This is a genomic window from Limnobacter sp., from assembly GCF_964228395.1.
In the GTDB taxonomy this organism is placed as follows: domain Bacteria; phylum Pseudomonadota; class Gammaproteobacteria; order Burkholderiales; family Burkholderiaceae_B; genus Limnobacter.
The window spans coordinates 19,620-34,459 of sequence record NZ_CAXQZX010000062.1 but is presented as its reverse complement, the minus strand read 5'-3'; the positions used below and the strand labels follow the sequence as shown (position 1 = coordinate 34,459).

10 protein-coding genes and 1 pseudogene are annotated in these 14,840 nt (G+C 57.0%); 7 read left to right on the top strand and 4 right to left on the bottom strand.

The genetic code is table 11. From position 1 onward, the window contains the following. A pseudogene (locus ACEQU8_RS05100) lies at nucleotides 1-1,470 on the bottom strand (hypothetical protein); the annotation flags it as partial. 290 nt (nucleotides 1,471-1,760) lie between these two features. Here ACEQU8_RS05100 and ACEQU8_RS05095 point away from each other — a divergent pair. The 4 genes from ACEQU8_RS05095 (at nucleotide 1,761) to ACEQU8_RS05080 (ending at nucleotide 9,428) form a co-directional block, all read left to right on the top strand. After that, nucleotides 1,761-3,542 carry an autotransporter assembly complex family protein gene (locus ACEQU8_RS05095; RefSeq protein ID WP_370261978.1) on the top strand — a complete coding sequence of 594 codons (1,782 nt, stop codon included), beginning with the start codon at nucleotides 1,761-1,763 and terminating at the stop codon, nucleotides 3,540-3,542. Next, complete coding sequence (locus ACEQU8_RS05090) at nucleotides 3,539-7,600, top strand: translocation/assembly module TamB domain-containing protein (protein WP_370261976.1); 4,062 nt, start codon at nucleotides 3,539-3,541, stop codon at nucleotides 7,598-7,600. The genes ACEQU8_RS05095 and ACEQU8_RS05090 overlap by 4 nt, the downstream gene beginning before the upstream one ends. 36 nt (nucleotides 7,601-7,636) lie before the next feature. Next, entirely contained in the window at nucleotides 7,637-8,338 is a 702-nt protein-coding gene (locus ACEQU8_RS05085) for a DUF599 domain-containing protein (protein WP_370261974.1), read from the top strand. A 73-nt stretch (nucleotides 8,339-8,411) separates the two neighbouring features. Continuing rightward, the gene (locus ACEQU8_RS05080) at nucleotides 8,412-9,428 is read left to right on the top strand and encodes a hypothetical protein (RefSeq protein ID WP_370261972.1); all 1,017 of its coding nucleotides are present in this window, start codon (nucleotides 8,412-8,414) and stop codon (nucleotides 9,426-9,428) included. A gap of 34 nt (nucleotides 9,429-9,462) precedes the next feature. Here ACEQU8_RS05080 and ACEQU8_RS05075 read toward each other — a convergent pair whose 3' ends face one another. From ACEQU8_RS05075 to ACEQU8_RS05065, 3 genes are all read right to left on the bottom strand, one after another. Then, nucleotides 9,463-10,665: an ammonium transporter gene (locus ACEQU8_RS05075; RefSeq protein ID WP_370261970.1), complete on the bottom strand. Its 1,203-nt coding sequence runs from the start codon at nucleotides 10,663-10,665 to the stop codon at nucleotides 9,463-9,465. Between the two features lie 81 nt (nucleotides 10,666-10,746). After that, nucleotides 10,747-11,997, bottom strand: a complete 1,251-nt coding sequence (locus tag ACEQU8_RS05070) for a hypothetical protein (protein ID WP_370261968.1) — start codon at nucleotides 11,995-11,997, stop codon at nucleotides 10,747-10,749. Nucleotides 11,998-12,099: 102 nt separating this feature from the next. After that, nucleotides 12,100-12,756, bottom strand: a complete 657-nt coding sequence (locus ACEQU8_RS05065) for a TetR/AcrR family transcriptional regulator (RefSeq protein ID WP_370261966.1) — start codon at nucleotides 12,754-12,756, stop codon at nucleotides 12,100-12,102. A gap of 74 nt (nucleotides 12,757-12,830) precedes the next feature. On the opposite strand from ACEQU8_RS05065, the gene ACEQU8_RS05060 reads away from it, so the two are divergent. From ACEQU8_RS05060 to ACEQU8_RS05050, 3 genes are all read left to right on the top strand, one after another. After that, nucleotides 12,831-13,025 (top strand): type II toxin-antitoxin system VapB family antitoxin, encoded by a 195-nt coding sequence (locus ACEQU8_RS05060; protein WP_370261964.1) that lies wholly within the window; start codon nucleotides 12,831-12,833, stop codon nucleotides 13,023-13,025. Continuing rightward, nucleotides 13,022-13,447 (top strand): type II toxin-antitoxin system VapC family toxin, encoded by a 426-nt coding sequence (locus tag ACEQU8_RS05055; RefSeq protein WP_370261962.1) that lies wholly within the window; start codon nucleotides 13,022-13,024, stop codon nucleotides 13,445-13,447. Before ACEQU8_RS05060 ends, ACEQU8_RS05055 begins: the two co-directional genes overlap by 4 nt. 175 nt (nucleotides 13,448-13,622) lie before the next feature. Beyond that, a complete protein-coding gene (locus ACEQU8_RS05050) occupies nucleotides 13,623-14,828 on the top strand; it encodes an acetyl-CoA C-acetyltransferase (protein ID WP_370261960.1) in 1,206 nt (401 codons plus the stop codon). Nucleotides 14,829-14,840 lie beyond the last annotated feature (12 nt).

Here is a 14,840-nt window from a genome sequence, read left to right as displayed (position 1 = left end):
TTCACCACCCACCAAAACGCCCACTGTTTCAAACAATTCTGCGCCTGGGCCAGCCATGGATGAACCATCCACAATCTGCTGACCCACCTCTTGAAGACCCCCGGAAACTTCAGAGAGCACCATGTCGTTCAATGGCGAGGTGACAACGCTTAGGCCACTCAGGGCGCTTCCCTCGCCTGTGAGGTCAGTTAGGCCGTCCCCGACCTGGGTTACCGTGCCAGACAAACCACCGCTATCGCCCTCTCCGGTGCCAACGACAGGGGCCAGGAGGTCGGCGGTCACTGCACTTAGTTGGCTTTCATCGCCCGCAAGCGCATCGCCCACTGCAGTGAGTCCGCCCGCTACGCCGTCTGTTCCGTTTTCTTCGCTGTAGCCCAATGTTTGGGACAAGGGACCGACCAAGGGTTGCGTGTCTTCTCCTTCGGCGCCTGCTGCAAGGCCCTGCGAAAGGTTACTTACCACGCCTGCCACACCGTTTTGCTCGTTGGTGTAGCCCTCTTGCGGCTGACCGACAGCCTGGGAGAGTGTTCCGCTCAAGAACGTTGGATCATCTTCCGAAAAGCTTGCAATGCCATCAGACACTTGCCCCAAGCCGCCGCCTACTGCCGTGGTTACAGGTGACACCGCCGCAAGTGGCGTGCCCTCCAGGCTTTGTTCCAGAGAGTCTAAACCTCCGATTACGCCAGAGGGGTCGCCGTCAGCATCGGCATCGGCATCGGCATCGGCATCGGCATCGGCATCGGCATCGGCATCGGCATCGGCATCCGCATCAGCGTCAGCGTCAGCATCCGCATCAGCGTCAGCATCAGCGTCAGCATCAGCGTCGGCATCAGCGTCAGCATCAGCGTCAGCATCGGCATCAGCGTCAGCATCGGCATCAGCATCAGCATCAGCATCAGCATCAGCATCAGCATCAGCATCAGCATCAGCATCGGCATCGGCATCGGCATCGGCATCGGCATCGGCATCGGCATCGGCATCGGCATCGGCATCAGCATCTGTATCATCATCGCTCAGTAGCGCAGCTGCACCCAAAACCCCAAGCCCTGCTGCTGCGGCGCCAGCGCCGGCCCCTGCAGCACCGCCTGCCAAAAGGCCTGCACCGACCAATCCGGACATGGTGCCTTCGTATGGTGTCAAAATGGCAGAACTAATTTCGTTGTCGATGTCATAAAGCTCAACGCCTTCGCTTAGCGCAACCACTTCTGTGCGGGTTGCACCATCGGCGATGCTGGATGCAATTTTTTCGAGCTTGGCCGAGGCGCCTGGGGCGAGTTGAAGCAGTGTGTCACCATGGCCTGTGGAGGTCGCAGGCATCAACACGTCGATGGTCTGGTTGCCACGGTTGGTCAGCACATCGTTCCACTTCAGCGCGTCGCCCTGGGACAATTGCGTAATTTGCCCTGCGCGCTCCACTTGAAGGCCAGAGGCTGATTTAATAATGCCCACGTCGGGATTGTTGGCTTGCATGTTTGGGTTCCTAATGGTTCTGGTGTTGATGGATGACTTCCAGATTTATACGGGTTTTACTCACAAACACGGGTTTCGGATTCACGGAAAGTGTAAAAGTTTGAAAAATAATCGTCCTGTTTTTGAAGAAAGCTCTTGAGCTCGCTTTGTTAAATTAAAGGCGTTAAGTATCTATTTAATTATGAATAAGTCGAGTGCTCAGAGGGCTTTTGACTCCGGCTTTTTGGGATTCGTTAGAGATGTAAATAACCCCCCCCAAAATTTGGGGTGGTACAAGTGTGTGGGTTAATTTGAATAAAAATTTAACATTTTTTAATTGCCTTGTAGCTTTGGCTGGTCTGCTGACTTTGCTATGGGGGGGGGCTGCCCGCGCAATTGAACTCACGCCCGAATCCGACTGGCCCCAAGTGGAGTTTTTGGTGCCCCCAGAGTTCACTGGTCTGTTGTTGCGCGCTACTCGACAAATACGCTCTACTGCGCAGGTGGTCGACGAGGGGGATGCATGGCAGTTGTACAGGCGCATGCAACCGGCCATTGAAGACGCCCTGGGCACGCAGGGGTATTTTTCGCCCACCATTCGGCGTGAATTGGGTGAACTGGCCCAAGAGGACGACCCTCCAGTGGTTCGGGTCCGCATCGAGCCAGGCCCTCAAACCGTGGTGTCGGCATTGAACATTGAGTTTGATGGCGCCATCAATGGCCCCGAGTTCGCGGCGCGGCGGGAGCGTTTAAAAGCTTTGTGGCAGTTGCCCGTGGGGCGGCCGTTTAACCAGTCTGAATGGACCCTCAGCAAAGATGCACTGCTTCGGGATTTGCTGGCCCGAGATTTTGCGGCCGCTACATTGGCTGAAAGCCTGGCCAACGTGGATCCAGAGTTAAACCAGGTTGAATTAACCGTGGTGTACGACAGTGGCCCTGTGTTTACTTTTGGTGAGTTGCACATCGAGGGCTTGAGCAAATACCCACCCGATTTGGTTGAGCGTTACAACACCATTCGCCCCGGCGACAGGTATGAGCAGGAGCGTTTGTTGAATTTGCTGTCTGCCCTGCAAAACACCGCTTATTTCTCGTCTGTGGATGTCAAGATCGACACCGACGACCAAAAGCCAGAGCAAGTGCCCATTGAGGTCACGGTGTTGGAAAGCGACAGCAAGCGTTTGGGCTTGGGTGCTGGTTACAGCTCCAACACGGGTTTTAGAACCGAAGCCACCTACCAGCACAACAACCTGTTCGATCGAGCCTATTCCCTGGTCACCGGTGTTCGGCTTGAGCAAAAACGGCAGTCCACCTACGCCGATGTGTTTTTGCCGCCGTCGCGGCAGGGCATCACAGATTCTGTGGGGGTGGCCTTTGATTACCAGCAGGTGTCCAATCAGGAGGTGGATCGCTCGGCGGTGGGGGCGGTGCGCGCTTTCAGCATTGGCCCCACAGATTATCAATTGGGGTTGAACTTCCAACTCGAAGAGCGGCGTGCGTTTGGCGTGGATTTTGGTCAAACCCAGGCCTTGGTGGCCAGCGCCGCCTGGACCCACAACCGGGTGGACGACCGCCTAAACCCCACCGATGGCTATGTGGCGTTTGGTCAGGTGGCTGCGGCTTCCGAAACCTTGGCGTCTGACCAAGACTTTGTGCGTTTATACGGGAAGCTGCAGCAATTTTGGTCACCTTCCCGGGATCAATTGATTACCGCGCGTTTGGAGCTGGGCACGGTTGCGGCCAGTGCACGCCGGGATATTCCGCAAGATTACCTGTTCCGCGCCGGCGGCACCAATAGCATTCGGGGCTTTGATTTTCTGGATCTGGGGGTGCTGGATCAAGGTGTGCTGGTGGGTGGGCGACGTTTGGTGATCGGAAGTCTTGAATATGTGCGTTGGCTCGATGGCCCCTTGGGCGCGGCTGTGTTCACCGACATTGGCGATGTGGCAGACAACTGGGATGCGCTGGACCCAAAGCCTGCGTTTGGGGTGGGCGTGCGCTATAAAACCCCAGCCGGGCCAATCGCGTTCGATGTGGCCAAGGCGCTGGATGCAGATAAAATCCGCATCCACTTTGCATTGGGGGTTGCGTTTTGAAGAAGGCTTTGTTGTGGGCGCTGCTGTTGCCTTTGGCGTTGGCCTTGTGGCTGGTGGGCTTTGTGGCTTGGCTGTTGGGTACGCATGCAGGCTTGCAGTTTGCGCTGGCCCAAGGTCAACAGTGGATACAACAAAACACCTCGCAAACTTTGCAAGTTGACCTCAGCGCCGGCAGTGTGTGGCGTGGTTTTTTGGTTGATCAGTTGCTTTACCAAGATGGTGATTTGTTGCTTGAGTTGAAGCAAGTCGAGTTTGAAGCCGATTGGCGCGGTTTGTTCACCCGCCGTGTACACATCAAGCGAATCAAGGCGCAATCACTTGCTTTGCAGTTGCCCCCGGCCTCTGAAGATGACCCGCCCCTTGAGTTGCCGGAGCGAATTGATTTGCCAGTCGACATTGCACTGGACGAGTTGGCTTTGAACGAAATTCGGCTTGACGACGTGACAGTTCAAAACCTGCAGGGCAAGGCCAAAACCAGCAACGGCCATCTGGATCTTGAAAACCTGCAATTGGAGTTTGAAGGGGCTGCAGTACAAACTGTGGCCAAAATGACCTTGGCGCAGCCCTACGCCTTGGACGGGGCCATCCGGGTGTTGCGAAATTTTGAATCGCTTGCGCTCAATGGCAATTTAAAAGTGGAGGGCGATCTTCAGCGCTTAGAACTGGTGCTTCATGCCACAGGGCAAGACCTTGAAAAGCCAGAGCGCAATCAGCGCCTGGATGTGCAGGCCACGGTGAGGCCTTTGGATGCCGCCTTGATCGAAAAGGTAACTGCCAGTGCTCAGCGGTTTAATCCGCAGCAGTGGATTGATTCTGCGCCCGCCGCCTTGTTGAACGCTGAGCTGAAGTTGGAACCCAATGCCGACTTCACAGCCAGTGCGGGGCGACTTGTACTGTCTAATGACGCCCCCGTCGCCCTTCAGCGTGGTGGCCTGCCTTTGCAAACCTTGCTTGCAGAATTTGATGTCGCCCTGCAAGAGCAAAGCCCCACGCGCGCCACGGTACAGGTAAAAACACTTCAACTGGCTGACGGGCCGAAAAAGGCAGGCGGTGTGTCGGGTTTGTTGCACTGGCAAGCACCGCCTCCGCAGGCGGATACTGGCAAGGCAAGCAAGCTAGAAGATGGCCCGCTGGCCCTTGATTTGCAGTTGCGTGCTGTGGACGCCAGCGTGTTGGCCGATTTGCCCAAACCCATTGCACTGCAAGGCCATGTTAAGGCCAGCAAAGTGGGGCAAATTTTGCGTCTGGAATCCGTGGACCTGAAAGATGGTTCCACCACGGTGGCGGCCCAAGGCACGGTGGGCTTGGCTGGTACCATGCGCAGCCAACTGCAACTGGCCTTTGAGCAGTTCAACCCGGCGGCCTACATGCCGGGCAAAAACCCCTGGTTTGAGGGCAGGCTGAACGGAGCTGTGGGGTTTGATGGCGTATTAATGCCTCCGAAACCCAACGCATTTGGCTTGCAAACCCCCTTGGGCAACTTAAAGGCTGAGGTGCGCAATTCGCGCCTAGCCAATGCCCCTTTGAGTTTGTTGGCTGTTGTGGATGCGTCGCAAAACCGCCTTGATTCGATAAACCTTAAGCTCGATGTGCTGGGCAATACCTTGGAGGCTCAAGGCAGCTATGGGGGTTTGGCCGATGCGGTGTTAATCGACGCAAACCTGAGCCAATTGAAGGCGCTTGGTAAAGCCTTGGGCATGTCTTTGGACGGCACATTGGCTTTGAATGGCAAGGTGCGTGGGCAGGGTCTTGCAGCGAGCGGCCAGGTTCAGCTGCAAGCCAGGCAGTTGCGCGTGGGAGATGCGCTGCAAGTGGGCCGAGCCGATGGGCAGTTTGAACTGGGGGCGCAGGCCGATTCCCCATGGGTGGGGGCGCTGCAGATCAGCAGGTTGGGGGCTGCAGGGGAACCCGTGCCTTGGTTGCAAACCCTTGACCTGGAGATCAATGGCACGCGCAGCGAGCATCGGGTGTTGGCGAAGTTCGACACGGGTCAAAACCGCTTTAGTGACTCGCGGCCCCTGCGGGGGGAATTGGGCGCGCTAGGGGGCTTGAGCCCTTTCAAACCCAAAGGGAGCGCTTTGGCATGGCGTGGCGCCTTGAATGTGTTGAATGTGGAAGGCTTGTGGTGGCCCACGCGCTCGGTGTCGCTGGCCTCGCCCGCGCCCTTGCTGTTGGCACCCGGTTTGGTGGAGATGACAGGTTTTGAGATTCGAACTGCGGATGGTTCCACATTCAAAAATGCGCTGCTGCGGGTGTCGGGGCAGGAGGTGCGGGTGGAGGGGCACGCGCCGAAGTTTTTGATTCCCAGGTTGTCGCCCATCTTGGGTACCCAGGTGTCGGTGGAGCCCAATAACCTTTACACCACCATTGATTGGCGTTATGTGGCCTCGGCAGAGGCCATGGACGGACAGGTGTCAGTGCGACATTTGTCGGGGGGGTTGCAGGTGTTGGAAGACTCACAAATTGAAGTGGCCATTAAAACCTTTGAAGCCAACCTCAATTTCAATCGCCAAGCCGCAAAGCTAAACCTCAACATTGACGCAACCGAGTTTGGCTTGGTGACAGCCGACTTGCGTTTGCCTGTGGAGCAAGACCCTGCGAGCAAGGCGTGGCGGTTGGCCACGGCCCTGCCCATGCGGGGCGCGGTGGCCGCCAGCTTCACCGAGCTGAAGTGGTTGGGCCCCATGATCAGTGGCGGGGTGCGCACCAGCGGCACTGGGCAGGTGGCTGTGGCCCTGGGGGGTACCGTCGATAATCCTGACGTCAAGGGGCGCCTGTTTGCGATGAACCTTAATATTTTCCAGTTGGATCAAGGCGTTCGGCTTGAGGACGGTAACGTGGTGGTGGATTTCACGACCGACCATGCCCAAATCGACACTCTGGAATTCACGGTGTACAACAGGCAAGCGCCGCGCAGGCAGATCGAAGAGTTGGGTCCACTGATTCAAGGGGTGGGCACCCTCACGGCTGAAGGGCGGTGGAACTTGTCTGGCCAGGGTGGGGAGGTGCGTGTAAAGGCCGACCGCGTTCCCCTTTTGCAACGCCCAGATCGCTGGTTGATGACCAACGCAACGCTCACCGTGGCCCAGCCCAACCGCGAGGGGGGGGCCTTGCGTATTCGGGGCGAGGCGAATGCGCTCGGTGCGTACGTTGAGATGCCAGAAAGCGGACCTGAAACCTTGAGCGACGATGTGTTTATTCAAGGGCGCAGCGAGGCAGTGGGCGCGGGCATGCCGATTGATTTTCAATTGCAGGCCAACTTGGGGGACAAGTTTTACCTGAACGCCGAGGGCCTGCGCACGCGCTTAAAAGGTGGCATGCGCCTGGTGATGCAAGAGGGTGTGGGCGGCAGCGGTACGCGCCGCTCGGGTCGCCGGCTAAGCGCCACCGGCACCATCGAGACCGTGGACGGTATTTACCGCGCCTATGGGCAAGACCTCACCATCGATCGAGGGGTGGTTAATTTCCAGGGGCCGTTGGATAACCCCGGCTTGAATGTGCGTGCCGTGCGCAAGGGCGTGGCCGTCGAAGCAGGCGTTGAGGTCACCGGCACAGCCCAGCGGCCTAAAATTACCTTGGTCAGCGACCCCGCTGTGCCTGATTCCGAGAAGTTGTCCTGGATGATCATCGGCCGAGGCAGCAATTCGGCCGACCGTGATTCCACCTTGCTGCTTACAGCAGCAGCGGCTATTTTTGGTGACAGCGATGAAAGCACCACCCGAAAAATCGCCAAAAACCTGGGCATTGATGACCTTAGCCTGAGCACTGGGTCACTGACTGCAGCCGACTCGCGCGCGGTGGGTAGCAAGGTGGCGGTGGCCCCAGGGGCCGACGCATCGGCCACGGTGATTGGTGCCGACGATCCGTTGCTGTCGCAGCGCATCATCTCGTTGGGCAAGCGGTTTAGCAACCGTGTGTACCTGAGTTTTGATCAATCGGTGACCACGGCGGCCAGCATTTTGAAGTTGAATTACCAATATTCGCGGCGGCTTAGTTTTATTGCCAGAACAGGCGCAGACAATGCGGTTGACGTGTTGTACCAGTTCTCGTTTGACTAAGGCACAATGTGGGCTTGTTGACTGCGCCGCACGCCCATGACTGCCTTGCAAGAAGCCCTGCGACTGCTTACCCCCTTTGACTGGGTGGCGGTGATTTTTTTCATCGTGTGTTTTCGTGGTTACGGTTATGTGGTGGATGGATCCAGGCGAGTGGGGCGGCGCGGCTTGGCTCAAAAAACCCACGAGTTTAGAAAACTGTGGGCGGCAGAATTGGTCAAGCGCAGCAACCGCGTGGGCGACACAGCCCTGATTGGGAACCTGGTCAACAGCGTTACCTTTTACGCCAACACCACCATTTACATCATTGCGGGCTTGTTTGCCCTCTTGGGAACGCTCGACCAATTGGTCAACATCACCTCAGATTTGCCGTTTAGCCGCGAAGTGAGCCGAGGGTTGATGGAAATCAAGGTGCTGCTGGTGCTGGTGGTGTTTGTGGTGGCCTACTTTAAATTCACCTGGGCCTTGCGGCAGTTCAACCTGCTGACCATCTTGGTGGGGGGGGCCCCCGATGGCAATCCCGATGAAGCCTACAACCAGGCTTACATCAAGAAGCTGGCCCGCATCAACAGCCTGGCCGGCGATGAGTTCAATCGTGGCCTGCGCGGCTATTACTTTGGCATTGCCTCGGTGACCTGGATGATCCATCCCGCCTTGCTGATGGCCTTTAGCGCAGCCATCGTGTTTGTTTTAATTCGCCGTGACTTCTATTCCGAGGCTTTGAAAATCATGTCCAGTTAAGGGCATGTGAAGGCATAAAAATCCAAAGCGCCTTGCCACAGGGTACAAGTGGCATTGCCCTTCGGAGATATTCATGGTTTTTCCAGCTTTGCGAATGGTGCCCGCCCTGGTAGTGGCTGCGGCGCTACAAGCCTGCACCGGCAGCGAACCCCCAGTGTCGGCCGGTGGTAGCCGGGCACAAGCCTCTGGCGTGGGTGCAAACGGGCCGTGCTTTTCCAATGCGTGTGCGGACATCACACCACTGGCCACGATCCCCGATGCAGAAAATCTGATTTTTTCAAATGATGGGCGCTTGTTTGTGTCGGGTGGTCGAAATGTGTACGAGGTGCTGCAAAAGCCAGATGCAAGTTTTGAGGCCAAGGCCCTGGCCAGCGAAGAATGCAATTTCACTGGCCTGGCCATTGCCAGAAACACCTTGTACGCCAACTGCGGCGATGGTCGCTTGTGGGCCGGGCCCCTAAAAACCCAAGGCATGGCGATTGCGCCAATTTTCCAAATGGAGGGGCTGGGTTTGGCCAATGGCTTGGTGGATGGGCCCGATGGCAACAGCCTGTACCTGGCCGATGGCCCGTTGCCAGGCGCCTCGCTGCCCTCGCCCAAGCTGGTGAAGCTGCAGCTTGACCCGCAAAATCCGCTAAGGGTGCTCAACCAGTCCACCTGGCTGGATCTCGCTGGTCGCTTTCCCAATGGTGTGCAGCGGGCCGGGCGCACCTTGTTGTTTACCGATTCGGCCCCGCCGGCTTTTGGCCAGCTGAGCGCTGTGACCATTCGACCCGACGGTTCCCCCAGCGTGCCGCTGGTGATTGGGCAGTTCAATGCCATTCCGGACGATTTTTCGCTGGTGGCGGGTGGATATGCAGTGACTTATTTTTTTAGTGGTCAGGTGGTGCGCCTCGGCGTGGATGGCACGGTGGCAGAATCTTTCGACCCCTTCACATTTTCCACGGGAGTTTCCCAAGCCCGGGCAGGCCGGCCACCCATGTTTAAAACCACGGATTTGTTGGTCACAGAAAAGGGGCTGCTTGGTGAACAAGACAGCCCCTTGGGCAATAAGCTAACCTTGGTGCGCCGCAAACCTGCGGGCGGCTAAGCCTTCGATGGAGTAGGGGCCAAGCCCCTTAAAATCACCAGCTGGTCTCGCGTTCTGGGCTGGCGCTTACCTTGTGAATCGACAGGTCGGCGCCATTGAACTCCTCTTCTTCGTTCAGGCGAATGCCCACGGCCATTTTCAGCAGGCCATACACCAGCAAACCGCCCACGAGGGCAAAAACCACACCGGCCACGGTGCCAATCAGTTGGCTCATGAAGCTGACGCCACCCATGCCGCCCAGCGCTTCTTGACCAAACACGCCAGCAGCAATGCCACCAAATGCCCCGCACAGGCCATGCAGGGGCCATACGCCCAGAACGTCGTCAATTTTCAAGCGGTTTTGGGTGAGGGTGAACATGTACACAAACAACACGCCCGCCATGCCTCCCACCGCCAGCGAGGCCACAGGGTGCATGATGTTGCTGCCAGCGCACACAGCGACCAAGCCAGCCAAAGGACCGTTGTACACAAAACCGGGGTCATTGCGGCCAGCCAGCAGCGCGCCAAGCGTGCCACCCACCATGGCCATCAGGCTGTTAACCGCCACCAGGCCAGAAATGCCCTCGATTTTTTGAGCACTCATCACGTTGAAACCAAACCAGCCCACAGCCAGCACCCAACTGCCCAGCGCCAAGAAGGGAATGGACGAAGGGGGGTGGGATGTAATACGCCCGTCCTTGGTGTAACGTCCCTTGCGTGCGCCCAGCAGCATCACGGCGGCCAGGGCAATCCATCCGCCCACGGCGTGCACCACCACGCTACCCGCAAAGTCTTGGAAGGGGGCGCCGAAGGCGTTCTTCAGCCAGTCTTGGAAGCCATAGTTGCCGTTCCAAACAATGCCTTCAAAAATGGGGTAGACCAAGCCGACCAAAGCGGCCGTGGCCACCAGTTGGGGCACAAAGCGCGCGCGCTCGGCGATGCCACCGGACACAATGGCCGGGATGGCGGCCGCAAAAGTCAGCAGGAAGAAAAACTTCACCAGGGCATAGCCATTGCCCTCATTAAGCACCGTGGCCGGGTCGTAAAAGCCCACCCCATAGGCAATGGCATAGCCAATGAAGAAATAGCTCACTGTGCTGACCGAAAAGTCGGCCAAAATCTTGACCAGGGCATTGACCTGGTTTTTGTGGCGGACGGTGCCCACCTCCAAAAAAGCAAAGCCAGCATGCATCGCAAGCACCATGATGGCGCCAAGAAGCACAAAAAGAGTGTCTAGAGCGAGTGTTATTTGTTCCATTTTGGTGAATTTCCGGGTTTTTTAATCAAAGTGGGGCATTAGGAGCAAAAACAATGCCCGCTTTTTGAGCTGAAAATGCACCTAAACAGTGCGCTTTATGATGGGTGTCAATGGAAGCAGATGCAGCGCGTTGTGCGCCTCTTTTTTCTTTTTTTCCTGGGGCGCAAGTGACGTACTTAAGTTGACCCACAGCAAAGCGCTACCCGTGGACGTCGGCGTGAACTCTTTGGGTCCACGGTGCTGCTGCGCCATGTGAATGGCCTGTTCAATGGAGGTGCTACCACTTAAATGCACAGCGTGCGCGGGCGCTTTCAACACCCCGGTTTTGTGCATGGCTTGCAGCAGCTTGTTTTGCACCTCTTGGGCAGGGGCAAGCTTGATGGTGGAGTAATCCTCGCTCAGTAGCAGGCAGTCTTCAAGGCCGATGGCCTCGCCGAAGGTGGCTTGCAGGGCCCGGCGCAAGGGTTCGGTCATTAGGTCTGCGGCCGGCATGCCCTCGTGCAAGTTGCCATCGGCCAGGGAATTCAGCAATTCATGGATCTGCGTTTGTAGCGTGCCAGCCAGGGCGGCGGGGGTTAAGGTTTGGGCGAGCACGGCCTGCGCGATGGGCCCCACCTCGTTTTGAAAGCCCAAGGTGGCATAGCGGTCTTGAATCACAGGCAGGCCCCATTGGTCGGCCACATGATTTTTAAGCGCTTGCACCCGGTGAATTTCCAGTTCCTCGCCCAAACGACTGTTGCTTTGCCCGCGCAGGTGGGCCTCATGTTTGACCACGGCCAACAAGTGTTGCTCCAGCAGTTTGTTTTTGGCTTGCAGCAAAGTGCCTTCAAATCCGCTTTGCGCGCAGCTCAGGGTTTGCGTGGCATCCAGAATGTTCAAAGCTTCCCCTTCTTTGCAAACCCCCAGGCCCTGTGCCATTTGAAGCGCCGCTCCGAGTTTTTGCTCAGTGGAAAGTTTTGGGTTGTTCAATTGATCAGCAAACAATTGCAGGTTTTTGCGATTTTCGTTGAGCATCAAGGGGGTCAGGGTGCGTGGGTCACCCTTGTCGATTTGCCGAGCAAAATGAGCCAGGTTTTGCAGCGCGGTTTGCCGCGCTGGTCCACCAATTGCGTGGTGTTGCACAAAGGTTTGAATGGTGCCCAGCGAGTTGGCAAGGTTGTCCAGGTAAGGGCGCAAGTTGGCCTGGTTTTTTGCAAAAGCCTGCCACTGCGCCGGGTTGGATGGAACATTGCCCAAAGGCGATGAAGGGCTGCTACTGACGGTTTGATCCCCCAGCGTTTGCCAGCCTGCCGGGTTGAATGCGCTGCCTGCGAGTGGGGATGGGGTTTGCATGAGTGGGAAGGTTGGGCGTGAATACACGCCTTTGAGTGGCACTTTTTGCTCACAGGGTTCAACACGCAGCAAAGCTGAGCCGCCAACCAGGTCTTGCGACCCCTATTGGGCTTTTAGCGCGCCCCACACCACCCCAAAAAGCGATTCAAACTGGTCGGTCAGCCGGTCAGGCTCTTTGCGCAAAAAATGCATTTGCACTACTCTGCCAAAAATACCCATGAACACATCAAGCAAAACCTTGCTGGACACGGCGTTGTTGAGCACCCCTTTGCTTTGCCCGTCCTTGAGCATGCCCAAAAAGGCCCCCATCAGTTCGGGGCTTTCGTAAACAGGCAGGTCCCGGTAGCGGCTTGCTGGAATAGACACCGTGAGCAGCAAAATGACTTTGGGGTGACGGTCAAAATAATCCAGCATCACCCACAAGGTTTTGCGCAAACGCTCGCGATAGTCCTCAATGCCCTCCAGGTGATCAATCATGCGATTGGCCAGTCGGCTAAGCGTGCTGTCCAGCACATAAGCCACCAGTTGCTCTTTGCTGCCAAAGTATTTGTAAATGGTTTGCAGGCTCACATTGGCGCTTCGCGCAATTTCAATCAAGGCCACGCTGTTGAAGTCGCGCGTGGTAAACAGATCAAGCACAGCCTTTTCCACGCGTTCAAGCGTGGCTTTGCGCATGTCTTTGGGGTTGGCGGTGGGGGTGTCTTTGTTCATGGCCGAAAGTGTAGCTTGCTTGGCCGTGACCGGACCTACTTTTTGCATGTTTCAAGCCGTGCATCAAATGGTGCGCGTGCAGATGCTAAGTTTGCCCAATCCATCTGCACAAGGACCATGGCATGCGAACCACCGTCACCCTCGATGACGAATTACTCCACAAAGCCCGCCAACTTACAGGCGTGGACGAGCGGGCCGAGCTGCTGCGCGAGGCCTTGCGGGCGCTTATTCAGCGCGAAAGTGCCCGGCGCCTGGCATTACTCGGCGGCAGCGAGCCCAATTTGCAAACCATTCCTCGCAGGCAGTGGCAGCCGTGAGGGTGCTGGTCGATACGCAGGTGTGGGTGGATCATTTTCACCACGCCGAGCCACAGCTCATGCGTTTGCTCCACGAGGGCGAGGTGGTGATGCACCCGTTTATTTTGGGTGAGTTGGCGCTGTCCAATCTTCAGGACCGTGAGCGGGTTCTAAAGCTCATGGGAGATCTGGAGCAAATCGTAGTGGCTTCGCCTCAAGAGGTATTGCAGTTGGTGCGATTGCGCAGTTTGCATGGTTTGGGGCTGGGGTATGTGGACATCCACCTTTTGGCTTCGGTGTTGGTGAGCCCGGGCACCAGCCTGTGGACACGCGATTACCTGCTGTTGAGGGCGGCCAAAGACCTCGGTTTGCAGCCCGCCATTCAGGATCGTTTTTTTATGCATGACGAAGGTTCGCCTTATCGCCCTGGCAAACAAGCTTAGGTCTTTATGCCACAGGCAGATTCGGTAATTGAAATTACTATATTCATAGAGGTGCTACTCTAAAGTAACTTGTTGGGTTGATTGTGCATTTGCACATTGCCATTCTGGACTGTGAACGATCCACGTCACAAACGGTAATTTTGCTTACCGTTTTAGAATAATCCAGGAGGCACAGATGCCATCGGCACTGATTTTCGACACAGTTAGAACCCCTCGGGGCAAGGGCAAAAAAGACGGAAGCCTGCACGGTGCAACACCGGTGTGGCTGTTGAACAATCTGTTCACGGCCTTGCAGCAGCGTAATCAACTCGACACCAGCCTGGTGGATGATGTGGTGCTGGGCTGTGTCACTCCAGTGGGCGAACAGGGCGCGGACATTGCCCGCACTGCCGTATTGGACGCAGGCTGGGCCGAAACTGTGGCCGGCGTAACCCAAAGCCGTTTCTGTGCCTCGGGCCTTGAGTCTGTCAACCTGGCTGCCGCCAAAGTGGGCAGCGGGCTGGAAGACATGGTGGTGGCCGGTGGTGTAGAAAGCATGAGCCGCTGGGCCATGGGCAGCGATGGCGGTGCCTGGTTCATGGACCCCCGCATCAACAACAAGCTGGGTTTCGTCCCCCAGGGTATTTCTGCAGACCTGATTGCCACGCTTGAGGGTTTTTCTCGCGCTGATGTTGACGCCTACGCCGCAGAAAGCCAGCGCCGCGCGGCCAAAGCGCAAGCCGAAGGCCGTTTTAACAAAAGCCGCGTGCCCGTGCGTGACCTCAATGGCATGGTCATGCTGGATCATGATGAACTGATTCGCGGCAACACCACCACTGAAAGCTTGGGCAGCCTGCAGCCCTCGTTCACCATGATGGGTCAAATGGGATTTGACTCCACCGCCTTGCGCAAATACACCACCATCGAATCCATTAACCATGTGCACCACGCCGGCAACAGCTCTGGCATTGTGGACGGTGCTGCCTTGGTGCTGGTGGGGTCAGAGTCTGCCGGCAAGGCCGCGGGCCTAAAGCCCCGTGCACGTATTCGTGCCGCAGCGGTGATTGGATCTGAGCCCACCATCATGCTGACAGGCCCAACACCCGCCTGCCAAAAGGCCTTGCGCAAAGCTGGTCTGCAGGCGTCTGACATTGATCTTTGGGAAATCAACGAGGCCTTTGCCGTGGTGCCCATGCAAACCGCGCGCAACCTCGGCGTGAGCCTGGATCGCGTGAACGTAAACGGTGGTTCGATTGCCATGGGGCACCCGCTGGGCGCAACCGGGGCAATTATTTTGGGCACTTTGCTGGATGAGCTGGAGCGGCAAGACAAAACCCTGGGTTGCGCCACGCTGTGCGTGGGCGGCGGCATGGGCATTGCCACCATCATCGAACGCGTATAACAGGCCGAAGGA